Annotated in this window: 14 protein-coding genes and 2 pseudogenes; 3 read left to right on the plus strand and 13 right to left on the minus strand. The window is 73.3% G+C overall.

Annotated elements, in window-relative coordinates:
• Position 1 precedes the first annotated feature (1 nt).
• A pseudogene (locus tag ABZ312_RS27610) lies at positions 2 to 94 on the plus strand (ATP-binding protein); the annotation flags it as partial.
• Between the two features lie 55 nt (positions 95 to 149).
• Here ABZ312_RS27610 and ABZ312_RS27615 read toward each other — a convergent pair.
• Positions 150 to 497: a hypothetical protein gene (locus ABZ312_RS27615; protein ID WP_500327545.1), complete on the minus strand. Its 348-nt coding sequence runs from the start codon at positions 495 to 497 to the stop codon at positions 150 to 152.
• Positions 498 to 1,025: 528 nt separating this feature from the next.
• Positions 1,026 to 1,481 carry a carboxymuconolactone decarboxylase family protein gene (locus ABZ312_RS27620; RefSeq protein WP_500327697.1) on the minus strand — a complete coding sequence of 152 codons (456 nt, stop codon included), beginning with the start codon at positions 1,479 to 1,481 and terminating at the stop codon, positions 1,026 to 1,028.
• Between the two features lie 178 nt (positions 1,482 to 1,659).
• On the opposite strand from ABZ312_RS27620, the gene ABZ312_RS27625 reads away from it, so the two are divergent.
• Positions 1,660 to 4,140 (plus strand): helix-turn-helix domain-containing protein, encoded by a 2,481-nt coding sequence (locus ABZ312_RS27625; RefSeq protein ID WP_500438977.1) that lies wholly within the window; start codon positions 1,660 to 1,662, stop codon positions 4,138 to 4,140.
• 90 nt (positions 4,141 to 4,230) lie between these two features.
• Here the strand turns inward: ABZ312_RS27625 and ABZ312_RS27630 are convergent, their stop codons facing one another.
• Entirely contained in the window at positions 4,231 to 5,061 is an 831-nt protein-coding gene (locus ABZ312_RS27630) for a helix-turn-helix transcriptional regulator (protein WP_500438978.1), read from the minus strand.
• A gap of 179 nt (positions 5,062 to 5,240) precedes the next feature.
• On the opposite strand from ABZ312_RS27630, the gene ABZ312_RS27635 reads away from it, so the two are divergent.
• The gene (locus tag ABZ312_RS27635; protein ID WP_500438979.1) at positions 5,241 to 5,972 is read left to right on the plus strand and encodes an SDR family oxidoreductase; all 732 of its coding nucleotides are present in this window, start codon (positions 5,241 to 5,243) and stop codon (positions 5,970 to 5,972) included.
• A gap of 81 nt (positions 5,973 to 6,053) precedes the next feature.
• Here ABZ312_RS27635 and ABZ312_RS27640 read toward each other — a convergent pair whose 3' ends face one another.
• The 10 genes and pseudogenes from ABZ312_RS27640 to ABZ312_RS27685 form a co-directional block, all read right to left on the minus strand.
• Positions 6,054 to 6,491, minus strand: a complete 438-nt coding sequence (locus ABZ312_RS27640; RefSeq protein WP_500438980.1) for an ATP-binding protein — start codon at positions 6,489 to 6,491, stop codon at positions 6,054 to 6,056.
• 67 nt (positions 6,492 to 6,558) lie between these two features.
• Positions 6,559 to 7,584: a baeRF2 domain-containing protein gene (locus ABZ312_RS27645; protein WP_500438981.1), complete on the minus strand. Its 1,026-nt coding sequence runs from the start codon at positions 7,582 to 7,584 to the stop codon at positions 6,559 to 6,561.
• Positions 7,585 to 7,774: 190 nt separating this feature from the next.
• A complete protein-coding gene (locus tag ABZ312_RS27650; protein WP_499509019.1) occupies positions 7,775 to 8,311 on the minus strand; it encodes an NUDIX hydrolase family protein in 537 nt (178 codons plus the stop codon).
• 126 nt (positions 8,312 to 8,437) lie between these two features.
• Entirely contained in the window at positions 8,438 to 8,893 is a 456-nt protein-coding gene (locus ABZ312_RS27655) for a DUF6069 family protein (RefSeq protein WP_500438982.1), read from the minus strand.
• A 220-nt stretch (positions 8,894 to 9,113) separates the two neighbouring features.
• Entirely contained in the window at positions 9,114 to 10,112 is a 999-nt protein-coding gene (locus tag ABZ312_RS27660; RefSeq protein ID WP_500438983.1) for an RNA polymerase subunit sigma-70, read from the minus strand.
• 183 nt (positions 10,113 to 10,295) lie between these two features.
• On the minus strand, positions 10,296 to 11,549 hold the full coding sequence (locus tag ABZ312_RS27665) for an MFS transporter (protein ID WP_500327527.1): 1,254 nt from the start codon (positions 11,547 to 11,549) through the stop codon (positions 10,296 to 10,298).
• Between the two features lie 171 nt (positions 11,550 to 11,720).
• Positions 11,721 to 12,959 (minus strand): cation:proton antiporter, encoded by a 1,239-nt coding sequence (locus ABZ312_RS27670; RefSeq protein WP_500327526.1) that lies wholly within the window; start codon positions 12,957 to 12,959, stop codon positions 11,721 to 11,723.
• A 2-nt stretch (positions 12,960 to 12,961) separates the two neighbouring features.
• Positions 12,962 to 13,470, minus strand: a pseudogene (locus ABZ312_RS27675) (cation:proton antiporter regulatory subunit).
• 146 nt (positions 13,471 to 13,616) lie between these two features.
• Positions 13,617 to 13,988, minus strand: coding sequence for a ClpX C4-type zinc finger protein (locus ABZ312_RS27680; RefSeq protein ID WP_500327522.1), 372 nt, complete (start codon positions 13,986 to 13,988; stop codon positions 13,617 to 13,619).
• 169 nt (positions 13,989 to 14,157) lie between these two features.
• A complete protein-coding gene (locus ABZ312_RS27685) occupies positions 14,158 to 14,856 on the minus strand; it encodes an SDR family oxidoreductase (RefSeq protein WP_500327520.1) in 699 nt (232 codons plus the stop codon).
• Between the last annotated feature and the right edge of the window lie 193 nt (positions 14,857 to 15,049).

Here is a 15,049-nt window from a genome sequence, read left to right on the forward strand (position 1 = left end):
CGTGGGGGGCTTCGGGGTCGGCAAGACGACCCTGGTCGGATCGGTCAGTGAGATCCGGCCGCTGTCCACCGAGGAGACGATGACCCAGGCCGGTGGATCCGGCAGCCGCGTTCCCGGCACCGGAGGACACCGCCGCCACGGGAGCCCGGTCAAGGGCAGCGCAGCAGCCGCCGCGGTCCGATCCCGTCGTCGTGGATGAGCCGGATCTCCGTCCTCCCGACGCCGTCGAGCCCGTGCAGGCACGGGACGTCGATCTCGTCACCGGCCATGGTGATGGCCGCCTCCTTCGCGGCGATCGCGTCGTCCGCATGGTCCACCACGTAGTAGAGCCAGGTGGCCGCGGGACCACGGGTGCGGACCCTGAACCCCACCAGCCACTTGTCCGCCGAGGTGGCGCGACACGCGGTCGCGTGCGGGCACCGTGGCGTGAGGGCGTACTCCTGGTCGTGTCCACGCGTGCCCCCGATCGCCGACACGGCCCTGGTGATCTGCAGCATGGCGCGCCTCCTCACCAGGTTCCTCCGAGGATGCCCCGGCCTTCAGGCCGGGGAGGAATCGGACACCTGCGGAGCAGGGCAGGAAGGAGGGTTTCGCCCCCAGGGCGAAAGACCGGCGGGTGGTGTGTGTGTCGTGCTGAGCGAGAACCAGGCCAGCGCGACGGTGCGTTGCGAGAACCAAGCACGAGCCACCTCAGCTTTGCCGTACACAACCGGGCGGTTCCGTCCCGGCTGGTGTTGAGGGAGTAAGACCTTGCGGGTCGCTGACCTGCGGGGCTTCCTGAGCCAGGAATCCCCCTGCTTCAGTAGGGGGAGGGTTCAATCATCGGTCGTGCCCGGGTGGGACGCGGGAAGAAGTTGAGCCATCTCCCTCCTGACCGGACAGCCCCCGCCGCTGTGACAGGGTCCGGCCGCCCGAGGGACCCGGCTCAGGCCCCTGCCGCCGTGGACGGCACGGCCCAGGCGGCCGGGCACGCAGGTCCCGGGCGGCGCGTCGTGGACGCGGCCCGGGACCGGACGGCGCGCGCCTCATCCCCAGGCGCCGGCGATCTGCCGGGTCGTGGCGTTGAGCCGGTTGAACAGGTTGGTCACGCCGATCATCAGGACGATCGCGGCGAGCTGCTTCTCGTCGAAGTAGGTGGCGGCCGCGTCCCACACCTCGTCACCGACGGCCTCGGGCCGGTCGGCCAGCCGTGTGGCGGCCTCGGCCAGCGCCAGCGCCGCCCGCTCCTCCTCGCTGAAGTACGGGGCTTCCCGCCATGCGGCGACCGTCGCCAGGCGCTCGTCGCTCACCCCGGCCTTGCGGGCCGTCTTCGCGCCGCCGTCGACGCAGGCGCTGCAGCCGTTGATCTGACTGACCCGCAGATGCACCAGCTCCAGCGTCTGCCCGTCCACCCCACCGGAGTGCACGGCCTTGATCAGCTCCTGGATGGGCTGCATCGCGCCGGGCAGGACGGCGGCCGGGTTCTGCATACGGGACTGCATCATGGTTCTCCCTCTTCCGCTTCGGTTCCCCGCTCCCCGGGGCGTGACTCCATGACAGCCCTTCGGACTTGCCATGACGACGGCGGTGGGACACCGTGGGACAGCCGGAACGGCCTTGTACAGCGGCGATGCGGCCCGGAGGCGTTCTTCGGGGGCGGGACAGGAAGGCGGGGGACGGGTGGTTGCGCAGCAACGGACGGCGGAGGCCGACCCACCGGAGGAGCTGGCCGCCCGGCTCCTCATGCTCCAGGAGCTGTCCGGACGGGGCGTACGGGCCCTGGCGCGGGACACGGGCCTGAGCTCGTCGTCACTGTCGCGCTACCTCACCGGCCGGACCGTGCCGCCCTGGCCCGCCGTCGTGGCGCTCTGCCGCCTCGTCGCACGCGACCCGCGCCCGCTGCGGCCCCTGTGGGAACGGGCCTCCAACCCGCTGCCCGCGCCCCCGAGGACCAGCCGCCAGGTCCACCCCCCGACGCCGCTCGCGTCGGCCCCGCGGCCGCCCCGCAACGATCTGCCGCGTGACGCCCCCGACTTCACCGGACGCACGGACGAACTCGCCGCCGTGCTCGCTGCGGTCGGCAGCAGCAGGGTGGTCGCCGTCGACGGCATGGCGGGTGTCGGCAAGACCTGCCTGGCGGTGCACGCCGCACACCGCCTGGCCGCCGACTACCCCGACGCCCAGCTCTACCTGGACCTGCACGGGTTCACCGAGGGCCGGCGGCCGCTCGACCCCGACCCCGCGCTGCGGGCGCTCCTCGCGGCGCTCGACGTGCCCTCCGAGAGGATCCCGCAGGAAGGCGTCGAGCAACTGGCCGCCTGCTGGCGCTCGGAACTGGCGCACCGGCGCGCCGTCGTGGTCCTGGACAACGCCGCGGACGCCGCCCAGGTCCGTCCGCTGCTGCCCGGCGCGGGCCCCTCCGTCGCCCTGGTCACCAGCCGCAACCGGCTGCTGGGCCTGGAGGAGGTGCCACCGGTCTCGCTGGACGTGCTGACCCCGCAGGAGAGCACCGAACTGCTCGCCCGCGCCAGCGGCGAGCCCGGCGGGTCCGACGGGCGGCTGGCCCGCGAACCGCAAGCGGCGGCCGAGGTGCTGCGGCTGTGCGGCAACCTGCCGCTGGCCCTGCGGCTGGCCGCGGCCCGGCTCAGGCACCGGCCGGGCTGGACGGTGGGCATCCTCGTCGAGCGGATGGCGGAGGGCCCGAGCGAGTTCGACACCGCGTTCGCCATGTCGGTGAACCAGTTGGACCGTGCCCAGCGCCGCCTGTTCCGCCTGCTGAGCCTGCTGCCGGGCTCGACCTTCGACGAGTACGTCGCGGCCGCCCTCGCGGACGTGCCGCTGCGCGACACCCGGGTGATGCTCGAGGACCTACTCGACGCCCACCTGGTCCAGCAGCCCGCCCCCGGCCGCTACCGGCTGCACGACCTGGTGCACCGGCACGCACTGCGGGCCACGACCGAGCAGGACCCGGCGGCCGAGCGGGAGCGGGCACGGGGCCGGGTGCTCGACTACTACGTGCACGCGGCGGCCGCCGCCGACGCCACCATGCCCTTCCTCTCCCGCAGCCGGGAGGCCTGTGCGGGCCCGGCCCCTGCGGAGCTGCCGCGGTTCACCGACAAGTACGCCGCCCTCGCCTGGTTCGGCGCCGAGTACACCAATCTGCTGGCCGCCTTCGAGGCGGCCCTCGCCGCCGGTGCCGACGCCCATGTGTGCGAACTGCCGCGCTTCATGAGGTCGTACTTCGCCCGGCGCTGCGGCACCACACAGCTCAACTCCCTCTTCGAGGGCTCGCTGGCCGCCGCCCGGCGGCTGGGCGACCCGCGGCAACTCGGGGAGGCGCACAGCGATCTGGGCTTCGCACGCCACAACGCGGGCCGGATGGCGGAGGCCGGTGCCGCGTATGAGGCGGCCACCGCCCTGGTGGGGGAGGCGGGGGACGTCCGGGCCGAGGCCGAACTGGCGATGCGGCGCGGCTACCTGAGGTGGGACCAGGGGTACGTCGAGGAGCCGCTGGAGTTGTTCCGGCTGGCGGGGAAGCTGTACGCGGACGCCGACTGCCCGATGGGCACGGCCCACGCCACCGCCTACGAGGCCTGGGCCATGCTGCAGCTGGGGCATGGCGAGGAAGCGGCGCGACTGGCCCGCGAGGCGCTGGAGATCCCGCACGCCGACCCCGCGTGGCCGCCGGCGCTCACCGCGCTCATCACCCTCGGGGTGGCCATCGCGCGCGAGGAACCCGGACGCGCCTGCGGCCATCTGCACCACGCCCTCGCGCTGGCCCGTGAGGACGGGCACCGGCACAACGAGGCCTGGTGCCTGAACTGCCTGGGTGTCGCCCTGCGACGGATGGGCCGCTACGAGGAGGCGCTGGCCAGCCATCGCGAGGCCTTCGCGCTGCTCGACGAGCTCTTCGAGGAGCAGTGGAAGATCCACTTCCTCAACGGCTACGCCGAGACCTGCCGGTTGGCCGGTCTGCCGGAGGAGGCCCTGCGGCTGCACCGGCAGGCGCTCGACCTCGCCCCGCGGGTGGGGTACCGGTACGAGGAGGCGCTGGCCCACGAGGGGATCGCCGCGGTGCTCGACGCCACGGATCCGTCCGCCGCCGCCCAGCACCGCGGGGCCGGACAGGCGATCCTGCGCGAGCTGGTCCCGGGCGCCTGACGCGGGGCGTCAGGTGGCGGAGGGGACGGCCGGCCCCTTCCACCCAGCGAGCGGTGCGATGCCCCGGCAACCGGGCGGGAGCGCGGCCGGTCAGCCGGGCTCGCCGGGCGGCCCGAGGGAGGCCAGCGCCGCCTCGCTCGGGCTCCCCGGCTCAGGGGTCCCCACGTGCAGGAGCTGTCCCGGGGCGTCGACCACGTCGAAGGTCTGGTACGTGAGCTCGACACGCCCCAGCACCGGGTGGACGAACACCTTGAAGGCCCGGGGCAGGCTGCCCACCGTGTGGTCGTCCCACAGCGCGCGGAACTCCGGCGAGGTCCCGGCCAGTTCCGCGACCAGGCCGGCGATGTCCGGGTCTGCCGGGAACCGCCCGGCGTTGAGGCGCAGCGCGTACACGGTGCTGCGCCGCAGCAGCTCCCGGTCCGTGAACACCTCCCCGCCGCGGGGGTGGGTGAACAGGATGCGGGGCATGTTCCGTTCGTCCCCGAACGGCGAGAGCAGCGCGTCGGCGACCGGGTTCGCGGCGAGGACGTCGAAGGCCGGGCCGAGCACGTAGGCCGCGGCGCGCGGGAACGCCCCGAGCAGTTGCAGGAGGGAGGGGTGCACCTGCTCGCTCGGGCGGTCCGCCGTGAGCCGGGGAGCCAGTCCTGCCAGCTGGTGGAGGTGCCCGCGGGCATCCGGGGTGAGCCGCAGCGCCCTGCCGATGGCGTCGACGACCTGTGCGGAAGGGTTGCGCTCGCGGCCCTGCTCGAGGCGGGCGTAGTAGTCCGCGCTCACCCCGGAGAGCACCGCGACCTCTTCACGCCGCAGCCCGCGGACGCGCCGCCCGGAGCCTCCGGCGGCCAGCCCGGCCTCGGCCGGTTCCACGCGCGCCCGGCTCGCGCGCAGGAACGCGCCGAGCTCGTTCTCGCGCGGGGGCTTCATGCCACCGATGCTAACGGTGCCCGCGGGCGGCCACCGGTCCGGGCGTACGGGCCGGCGGCCTGCACTGCCTGGGTGTGCGGCACCCAGGTACACGCACCCTTCCTCCTCCGTCGCGCGGGCTGTCGGATGGAGCACGCGGCGAGGCGCCGCCCCGACACCTTTGCGAAGCGAGAACGACCATGTCCACGAATCCCAAGACCGTCCTGATCACCGGAGCCAGCAGCGGCATCGGCGAGGCGACCGCCCGCCGGCTGGCGGCGCAGGGGCACGCTGTGCTCCTCGGGGCCCGGCGCACCGGGCGGCTGGCCGCGCTCGCCGGGGAACTGCGTGCCGCAGGCGCATCGGTCGCGTACCGCGAGCTGGACGTCACCAGCCGCGACTCGGTGCGCGACTTCGCCGCCGCGGCGATGGAGGAGTACGGCCGCATCGACGTGCTGGTCAACAACGCCGGGGTGATGCCGCTGTCGCCGGTCGCCGACCTGCGCGTCGAGGAGTGGGAGCAGATGATCGACGTCAACCTGCGGGGGGTGCTCTACGGCATCGCGGCCGTACTCCCCGTCATGCGCAGGCAGGGCGGCGGGCACATCGTCAACGTCTCGTCCGTGTCCGGCCACCGGGTCGACCCGACGGCGGCGGTCTACAGCGCCACCAAGTTCGCCGTCGCCGCGCTCTCCGAGGGGCTGCGCCAGGAGAGCAGGGACGTCCGTGTCACGGTCGTCAGCCCCGGCTTCACCCGGAGCGAGCTGACCGGGCGCGGCGGCTCCGAGGAGGCCCGGGCCGCCGCCCACGCGGCCGCCGAGCAGTTGGCGATCCCGGCGTCCGCCATCGCCGACGCCATCGCCTTCGCCATCGACCGGCCCGCGGACGTCGACGTGAACGAACTCGTCGTACGCCCCACCGCGCAGGGCTGAGGGCCCGGTACCGGGGCGGTCGCCTCCTGCGTACGCGGGCGCGGGCTCCGGCCGGACCCCGCGCCGTACGACGCCGCCGCGTCAGGCGGCGGGAGCGAGTTCGGCCCAGTGGACGGCGCGGCCGGTCTCCCAGCGGTCGCCGTGCGCCGAGGCCACCTGGTCCACGATGGTCAGGCCCCGGCCGTGTTCGCAGTCGCCGCAGCTGGCGGCCCATTCCCCGACGGAGGCGGCCGGTCCGCCGTCGGTGACCTCCACGCGGACCTGCCCGGTGCTGCGGTCGCGGTCCAGGTGGAGCACGACGGGCGGCCGGGCGTATTCGAAGGCGTTGGTGACGAGTTCCGAGACGACCAGCAGGATCTCGTCCGCAGTGGCTGCCGGCACCTGCCAGCGGTGCAGGGCTTCCTTGGTGAGTTTGCGGGCTTCTGCGGGGGCTTCGGGCCGGTAGGTGAGCGCCCAGCTTTCTGTTTGGGCCGGCAGGGACTGCCGGCCCGGCCGCTGCCCTGCGTCGACGGTATCCATCCCATCCCTCTCGTTGTACCTGCAGGTACAACACGGGCGGGTCACCGACGATTCCGCAGGCCGGGGGCTACGCGCCGGGGGCGCGTCGGCGTAGCAGGACACCGACCCCGTCGTCCAGGGCGAGGGTGCCGCGGGGCACGACCACCAGCTCGGCACCGGTGCACGCCGCGGCACGCAGCAGGGCCGCTCCGGCGGGTTCGCCGGGCCCTGCCGGCAGGTGCCCGGGGAGCGGCGGGGGATCGTTGACCAGGACGGCCTCGGCGTCCGCGCGCCCCAGCGCCGCGACGACGGCTCCGGTGCCCTCGCAGGCGGTGCGGTTCTGGGCGCGCTGCATCAGATACGCCTCGAGGCGGGCCTGGTCGGCGGCGTTGAGGCGGCCGCCGAGCTCGCGGGCGAGGTGCTCCTCCAGCAGGGCCCGGTCGGGAGCGCCGCCGGGGTTGCCGGTGCCGACCGTGACGAGGGCGTTCCCCAGGCGTTCCGGCATGTGGTCGACCAGGACACCGGCGGTCCGGGGATCACCGGGATCCCGGCCCAGCACGAGCACCTCGGCGGCGCCGCGGTCGGCGAGGTCGGTCAGGTCCCCGGCGAGACGGGGGGCGGTGCGCTGCCAGTCCTCCGCCGGGACGGTCTGCCGGACGGCCGGATCCGTGTCGATACGTCCAGCCGGCCAGCGCTCGGTCTGGGCGGCGACCTGGATGCCGCCGCCGTCCTCGGTGCGGCCGACGAACACGGCCAGGTAGGGAAGGTCCGGGGCGCGCTGCACCACCAGGGGCAGGGCGTCGGGCAGGTCGTCGAGGTCGGCGGTGTCGTGCACGGGCGGTTCGGGCAGCTCCGCGGCGAGGACGAGTTCCCCACGGGTGGCGAACAGGGCCTGGCCGTGCCGACCGGGCAGGTTGTCGTCCATGCCCACAGCGGCGTGCAGGGCGTGGACGGTGGCCGGGTCGGCGCCGTGGGCGGTGAGGTCGTCACGCAGGTGCCGCCAGCGCCGTGCGATGACGCGGTCGGGATCCGCGACGTCCCGGGAGGTGTCCAGGTAGGCGCTCGCCCACGGGCCCGGCCGGTCGAACAGCGGTTGCAGGAACGACAGCTTCATCAGGGTGCCTCCCGGACGGGGCTCCTGTGGCCGGGCGGCGGCCGGGGCCCGCGCGGATCGGTGTGTGCCGGCAACCGGTGCCGGCCCCCCTTGAGCGTGCCCGTACCCGCTGGAGCGTGCCCGTACCCGCGCGGTGGTCCCTCGTGCGTGTGGCGGCGCGGGCAGTGGACCGCCCGGGCCGCCACAGAGCTCAGGTGAGGCAGCCGACGTGGGCGAGGGCCTGCCGGAGCAGGACGCCCTGCCCGCCCTGCATCTCCTGCTGCAACTGCGGCGAGGACGCCTCCTGCGGGGTGAACCACACCAGGTCGAGGGCGTCCTGCCGGGGGTGGCAGTCGCCCGCCACGGGGACGACGTAGGCCAGGGACACCGCGTGCTGCCGGGGGTCGTGGAAGGGCGTCACACCCTGTGTCGGGAAGTACTCGGCGATGGTGAAGGGCTGCGGCGAGACCGGGATGCGGGGCAGGGCCATGGGCCCGAGGTCCTTCTCCAGGTGGCGGATGAGCGCCTCGCGGACACGCTCGTGGTGGAGCACCCGCCCGGAGACGAGGGCGCGGCTGACGTTCCCGTCCGGTCCGATGCGCAGGAGCAGACCGATGTGTGTCACCTCCCCGCTGTCGTCGACCCGCACGGGCACGGCGTCGACGTACAGGATCGGCATGCGTGCGCGGGTCAGCTCCAGGTCGTCCGGAGACAGCCAGCCGGGCGTGGTTTCGGTCATGTCGGCCATCGAGTGATCGTACGCGGAGAGCAGGCCACGTGGGGGTGATCGCCGGGGTGCGCCGTGAACCTGTTCGACCCACCTTGGTGCGCTCGCGCACGCCCTGGCGCAGCGCGTCGCTCGGTTGCGGAATCGTCAATCGGTCCGGGTACGGAGGCTCCGCACCAGGGTGGGGATCATCACCGTCGCAGGGACGAGGTGCAGCCCGATGAGGGCGGTGGTGGTGGCCGTGTCCGCCCCGGACAGGAGGGGCGGGACCAGCGAGATCGCGGTCAGCGACACCGCCGTCCACACGAATCGCCTGGCGGGGTGAGCGCTCCAGCGAAGAAGAGCGACGGCAATGACGACGCCCACGACCGAGAAGAGGCCGGTCACCACGGCGAACCCGGGCAACGGGATCGTCTCGCCACCATCGGGGACCTCGAAGCCGACGCCGGCGGCCTGGGCAAGCGCAGCGGCGAGGGTGGTGGCCACCATCGCTGCGAGCGTGGCGATGAAGCCGGTGCCGGCGAGCCTGCGGAGTCGGTGGGTGTGGCTGGTCCGGCCCGATGCCGGGCCTGCGACGACCCCGGTGCCCTTCATGGTGTTCATGTCGTTCCTCCGTCATCCGGTAACGGGCGTACGGGGTGTGGTGACCGGCATGTGACGGTCCTGGCCTTGGGGGTGACGCTGCGCACCCTCGCCGTGCGACGGCCGGGGTCGCGCAGGGAGCGGACGCCGGTGCCGCGAAGCCAGAACCCGGCGTCGCACCATTGCGCGGCGACCACCGTGACACGAGCGCCACCGCGCAGCGCGAGCGTCCGCACCGGGGCTACTCCGTGCCGTCCGCCGGCAGGCGCTCCGGAAGCCCGAGCCGCGGGAACCGGTCGGCGTGGAAGACGACGATCTCGGTGATCACCCCGCCGGTGAAGCGCAGGACGTCGAGCGTCAACGGCAGGTAGGCGCCCTCGCGCTCGTTCCAGAGGTAGAAGGCGACGGCGGGTTGCCGGTTCACCGACGTGGGGACGCCGCGCAGACCCTGCATGCCTTCGAAGCCGTCCGCGACCCAGCCGGTCACCACCGCGTCGCGGCCCAGGGACAGGCCCGGCGTCGGCGGCATCGAGCAGCGGACGTCGTCACGCAGCATGCCGGCGAGCCGGTCGACGTCCGTGGCCACGCTGGCGTCGGTGAAGCGACGTACCAGCTCGCGCGTCCCGGAGTCCTCAGCGCCGCCGCTCCAGTCCTGCCGCTCGGCGGGCAGGTGCTCCCGCATGCCGGCGCGGGCCCGTTGCAGCGCGCTGTTGACGGAGTTGACGGAGTCGCCGAGGAGTTCCGCGACGTCCTTCGCCGGCCAGCCGAGCACGTCGCGCAGGATGAGTACGGCGCGCGGGCGCGGCGCGAGGTGCTGGACGGCGACGAGGTACGCCAGCTCGATCGTCTCCCGCGCGACGGCGACGCTCTCCGGCTCGTCGGCGTCGGCCGCGGGCAACTCGTCGAGCAGCCGGTCCGGGTAGGGCTGCAACCACAGCACCTCGCCGCCGGTCGCGGGCTCCGGGCGGCGCTTGGCGAGCAGGTCCAGGCAGGCGTTGGTGGCGATCCGGTACAGCCAGGCGCGGAACGTCGACCGCCCCTCGAAGGTCTCCCGCCGCCGCCAGGCACGGAGGAGCGTCTCCTGCACGGTGTCCTCGGCGTCCTCGAACGAGCCGAGCATCCGGTAGCAGTGCACGTGCAGCTCCCGCCGGTGCCGCTCCGCCAGCCCCGAGAACGCCGGCCCGTCGACCTCGCCGAGACCGCTCCCGCCCAGCTCCTCCAACCGCGTGTCCGCACTCATCACGTCATCCTTCGGTCTCGTCGTGTCCCACGTAGATGTGACGGGTGCGGGCGCGACAACTCATCACCAGGGTCGGCCGGCATGGCACGGACACGCAGGGAACTCCGCAGCTTCGTGACTGCGAACCAAGGACCCGTAGGCCCCGCCTGACGATTGGTCATCTCGTGGAGTCTGCCGGACCCGTTACCGGGAGGGGGCCTGCGCGGTCGCGGCCTCCGCGCTCTTGCGGGCGGCGCGACGCTCCGTCGCCCAGTAGCCGAGGCCGATCAGGGGCAGAGCGGCCCCGAGGACGCTGACCGCCCTCCAGCCGTCCGCGTGGTAGGCCAGTGCCCCGAGTTGCGAACCGAGCGCGCCTCCCACGAAGAAGATCGCGATGAAGGCGCTGTTCAGCCGCGACCGCGCGGCGGCGTCGAGCTGGTAGATCGTGTGCTGCCCGAGGATGAGCGAGGTCTGCACGGCCATGTCGATGAGGACCGCGGCGAAGGCGATCAGGATGATGCTGTGCTGCCCGAAGCCCGCGACGGCGAAGGCCACGGCGGCGACGCCGAGGGCGGTCCCCGTGACCGGGCGGACGAGGCCGCGGTCCGCCCAGCGGCCCGCCAGCGGTGCCACCGCGGCACCCGCCGCGCCCACGAGCGCGAAGACCGCGACACCGATCGGCGAGTAGTGGAACGGGCCGGTGAGGAGGAAGGAGACGGGGGTCCAGAAGACGCTGAACGCGCCGAACATGGCCGCCTGGTACAGCCCCCGGCGTCGCAACGCAGGATGTGTCCGCACCAACTGCACCGTCGAACGCAGGACCCGCCCGTACGACAGGGAGGTCGTCGGGGCGTGCTGTGGCAGGGCGGCGCGCAGCGCCAGGGCCAGGAGCGCCATCAGGACCGCGGAGCCGAGGTAGACGTAGCGCCAGCCCGCGAGGTCGGAGACCAGGCTGCTGACGGTGCGGGACAACAGGATCCCGGCGAGCAGTCCGCTCATCACCCGCCCGACGATGCGGCCGCGGGCGCGGTCGGGCGCGAGGCCCGCCGCGAACGGCACCAGGATCTGCGCGACGACGGAGGTGGCACCGCTGACCAGGGACGCGACGAGCAGCATCGGGAAGCTCGTGGCGAAACCCGCCACCACCAAGGAGACCGTGGTGACGGTCAGCAGCGCGGTGACCAGCCGGCGCTTCTCCAGCCGGTCGCCGAGCGGGACCAGGAAGACCATGCCGACCACGTAGCCGACCTGCGTCACCGTGATCAAAGTGCCGGCCGCTGCCGGACCGAGGTGGAAGATCGTGCTCAGCGACGCCAGGAGCGGCTGGGCGTAGTAGAGGTTGGCGACGGTCAACCCGGAGGCGACGGCCAGCAGCCCGACCAGCCATCCCGGAACGCCGTGGGCGGCCCCGGCGGGCGCCGGACGACGCACGGACCTGGTCGTGCGGGGAGCGGACACGAGGACCTCCTCGTGTCGGGAACCGGTGGTGCGGTTCGGGCGGGTGGAGTGGCGACCGAGCAACCCCTCGCGCCGCTCGGACGAATGCTGCAGCGCCCGCACCGGAGGATTGCTTCCCCGGTGAGGAAGATGCATCACGATATCCGTCATCTCCGACGGAGATGACCGCCGTCACCGCCGGGCGGGGGAGTCCTCGGGGGGCGTCACCTCGAACGCCTCGACGGCCCCCGGCAGCGGCTGCGCGAAGGCGTCACGCCGCAGCCGCCGGCCGAGCGCGGTGACCGCGGGTTCGGTGTAGCGGGCCGCCAGGGGCCCGACGACGACCAGGATCAGGACGTACGCGGTGGCCAGGGGGCCGATACGGGGCTGCGTGGCGACGGCGAGGCCCGCGATGACGATGGAGAACTCCCCGCGTGCGACGAGCGCGCCACCCGCCCGCAGCCTGCCCCGCGCGTGGATGCCCGCCCGCCGGGCGGCGTACCAACCGGTGACGATCTTGGTTCCCGTGGTGACCAGCGCCAGGGCCAGCGCCGGGAGCAGCACGGGCGGGATCGCCGCCGGATCGGTGGACAGCCCGAAGAACACGAAGAAGACGGCGGCGAACAGATCGCGCAACGGCGTCAGCAGACGTCCCGCTCCCGCCGCAACCTCACCGGACAGGGCGATGCCCACCAGGAACGCCCCGACGGCCGCCGACACCTGCAGTTTCTGGGTGATGCCCGCCACCACCAGCGCCAGGCCGAGCACGACCAGCAGGAGCATCTCGGGGTTGTCGGAGGAGACCGCCTTGCTGAGCAGCCGGCCGTGGCGCAGCGCCAGGTACAGCACCGTGCCCACGGTGCCGAGGGCGATCGCCAGCGTCACGCCTCCGGCAGCCAGGCCCAGGCCCGCCAGCAGGGTGGTCAGCAGCGGCAGGTAGACCGCCATGGCCAGGTCCTCGATGACGAGGACGCCGAGCACCACGGGCGTCTCGCGGTTGCCGAGCCGGCCGAGGTCGGTGAGCACCTTCGCGATGACACCGGACGAGGAGATCCAGGTGACCCCGGCCAGCGCGACGGCGGCCACCGGCCCCCATCCCAGCAACAGCGCCGCCACCGCGCCGGGTACCGCGTTGAGGACGAAGTCCACGACCCCCGACGGGTACTGCGCGCGCAGATTGGTGACCAGTTCCGACGCGCTGTACTCCAGGCCGAGCAGCAGGAGCAGCAGGACCACGCCGATCTCGGCCCCCACGGAGATGAAGTCCTCGCTCGCCGACAGCGGCACGATGCCGCCGTGCCCGAAGGCCAGTCCGGCCAGCAGGTAGAGCGGCACGGGCGACAGCCCCATCCGGCCGGCGAAGCGCCCGATGAGGCCCAGCCCGAGGATGACGGCGCCGAGCTCGATGAGCAGCGCGGTGGTGTCGTGCATCGTCACCGCCCCGCCACGATCGCGGCCAGTGCGTCCACGCCCTCACGCGTGCCGACCACCACGAGCGTGTCCCCGATCGCCAGCCGGAAGTCCGGCCCGGGGGAGGGGTGCGCGGTGGTCCGGCGCATCACGGCCACGACGGAGGGGTGCGCGGTGGTCCGGCGCATCACGGCCACGACGGAGGCCCCGGTCAGCGTCCGGGCGCGGTGTCACCCAACGGGCGCCCCGCGTACGGCGACCTGGAGTCCACCGGGATCTGTTCGGTGACCAGCCCGATGCCCTCCGTCCGCACCGCCTCCAGCGGTGTCGGGTCCAGCAACCGTGCCAGCCCGGCGGCCTCGTCGGCTTCCAGTGGGACCGACATCCCGCACGCGTCGGGATCGTCGGCCTCGTAGAAGCCGAGGAACCTCCGGCCGTCCTGGTGGACCACCACCGACAGGTTCCGCCCGGTGCGCGTGGTCACGTCGTACTGCGTGCCGATGCCCGGAAGGGTCGTCCGCCGTATGCCCACTCCTGCCTCCCAGGCGACCTGCACCCCACCCCTGCGGACGGCGTGCTCTTGACCAGCGACTTTTACATCCTTATTACGTTCATCCGGAGCGTTCTATTCCGAACGCGCCGGTCGTCGCGTGGTCGGGCAGGAGGGGGCGGCGCCGGTCACTCCTCGCCGGAGAACCGTTCCCACGCGGACTGCCGGGCGATCCCGAGGGCTTCGCCGATCCGGGTCCAGGTGACACCGCGGCGCCGCAGTTCCTGCACCCATGAGCGCAGATCGGCCTCGGCCCGGTCGATGTGCGCGGCGACGCGCGGGATGTGGCCCAGCATCTCCGCGTCGGTCAGCGATGCCCAGAGCGGCAGGGGAGCTCCCGGCGGGGTGCCCAGGCTTCCGTCGATGATCGATGCGGACAGCGCCACGCATTCGTTGCAGATCTGCACGCCGGCGCCCGCGACCAGCTTCTCGACCTCGCGGTCCGGCTTGCCGCAGAAGGAGCACCGGGTGAATGCGTCCTGGATGCCAGAGGGGGGCACGGCTCACTCCTTGGTTGTCAGGGATTCCCTGACAAGCTAGAGCGTCAGGGAATCCCTGACAAGCCGTTCGCGTGCGTCATCTCGTCGCCGGAACCGGCCAGGTGAGGAGGTGTCAGCTTGGCCGATGCGGCCCCGGTCCTGCCGCGCGGCGGGACCGGGGCCGGCCGGATCAGGCTGCGGGCCCCACCGTCGGGGGCTGGGACAGGGCGGCCTTGACGCTTCGCGTCTGCTCGTCGGCGAGGACCTCGAACCGGTCGTGGGTCAGGGCCTCCATGGTCAGTTCCGCAACGCTGGCGGCGCTGATCTTCGGCGCGTCCGTCCATGCGCTCAGGTCGGTGTCCACGAATCCGCAGTGCACACCGACGACCAGGGTGCCCTGGTCGTGCAGGCCCTTGCGCAGGGCGTCCGTCAGCGACCACTGCGCGGCCTTGGACGCGGCGTAGCCGGGGAACTGCGGCTGCCCGGCCCAGGAGGCCAGTGACAGCATGTTCACCAGCGCCCCGCCGCCGTTGCGGGCCAGCACCGGGGCGAAGGCCCGGGACACCGCCCAGGTGCCGAAGTAGTTGACCTCCATCGCCTGCCGTGCGCCGTCGAGGCCGCCCGACAGCAGCCCGGTGGTCGCGCCTCCGATACCGGCGTTGTTGACCAGGATGGAGACGTCGCCCGCCGCCTCGGCGGCCGCGGCTGTCTGCGCCTCGTCCGTCACGTCCAGCCGCAGCGGGACGAGGTCCGGATCGGTCACGCTCTTCGGGTCGCGGACGCCGGCGTAGACCTTGGCCGCGCCCTGCTCCAGGAGCGCCCGGGCGAACGCGCGCCCGATCCCTCGGTTGGCTCCCGTCACGAGGGCGACGGATCCCTTGATGTCCATACGGCTTTCCTTTGCGACACGCCCTCTCGGCAGGGCACCGGACACGGCTCGAGCACGCGGCCCTTCGGGGTCCGCGGTTCCAGGCTAGCATCTGGATTTAATAATGAAAGTCAGAGCTCGTCAGGTTGTGGCGACGACGCGGCCCCACGCGCGAAACCGCAGGTGGGGCCGGAGAACGGGCCGGAGGCGGGGC

It is taken from the genome of Streptomyces sp. NPDC006207 (genome assembly GCF_040613835.1).
In the GTDB taxonomy this organism is placed as follows: domain Bacteria; phylum Actinomycetota; class Actinomycetes; order Streptomycetales; family Streptomycetaceae; genus Actinacidiphila.

Excerpts from the sequence above, each read along its gene's own strand:
- ABZ312_RS27645 (WP_500438981.1), bottom strand. The coding sequence starts at position 7,584 with ATGAAGCTGTCGTTCCTGCAACCGCTGTTCGACCGGCCGGGCCCGTGG.
- ABZ312_RS27660 (WP_500438983.1), bottom strand. The coding sequence starts at position 10,112 with ATGAGTGCGGACACGCGGTTGGAGGAGCTGGGCGGGAGCGGTCTCGGC.
- ABZ312_RS27640 (WP_500438980.1), bottom strand. The coding sequence starts at position 6,491 with ATGGATACCGTCGACGCAGGGCAGCGGCCGGGCCGGCAGTCCCTGCCG.
- ABZ312_RS27635 (WP_500438979.1), top strand. The coding sequence starts at position 5,241 with ATGTCCACGAATCCCAAGACCGTCCTGATCACCGGAGCCAGCAGCGGC.
- ABZ312_RS27630 (WP_500438978.1), bottom strand. The coding sequence starts at position 5,061 with ATGAAGCCCCCGCGCGAGAACGAGCTCGGCGCGTTCCTGCGCGCGAGC.
- ABZ312_RS27650 (WP_499509019.1), bottom strand. The coding sequence starts at position 8,311 with ATGGCCGACATGACCGAAACCACGCCCGGCTGGCTGTCTCCGGACGAC.
- ABZ312_RS27620 (WP_500327697.1), bottom strand. The coding sequence starts at position 1,481 with ATGCAGTCCCGTATGCAGAACCCGGCCGCCGTCCTGCCCGGCGCGATG.
- ABZ312_RS27685 (WP_500327520.1), bottom strand. The coding sequence starts at position 14,856 with ATGGACATCAAGGGATCCGTCGCCCTCGTGACGGGAGCCAACCGAGGG.
- ABZ312_RS27655 (WP_500438982.1), bottom strand. The coding sequence starts at position 8,893 with ATGAACACCATGAAGGGCACCGGGGTCGTCGCAGGCCCGGCATCGGGC.
- ABZ312_RS27670 (WP_500327526.1), bottom strand. The coding sequence starts at position 12,959 with ATGCACGACACCACCGCGCTGCTCATCGAGCTCGGCGCCGTCATCCTC.
- ABZ312_RS27615 (WP_500327545.1), bottom strand. The coding sequence starts at position 497 with ATGCTGCAGATCACCAGGGCCGTGTCGGCGATCGGGGGCACGCGTGGA.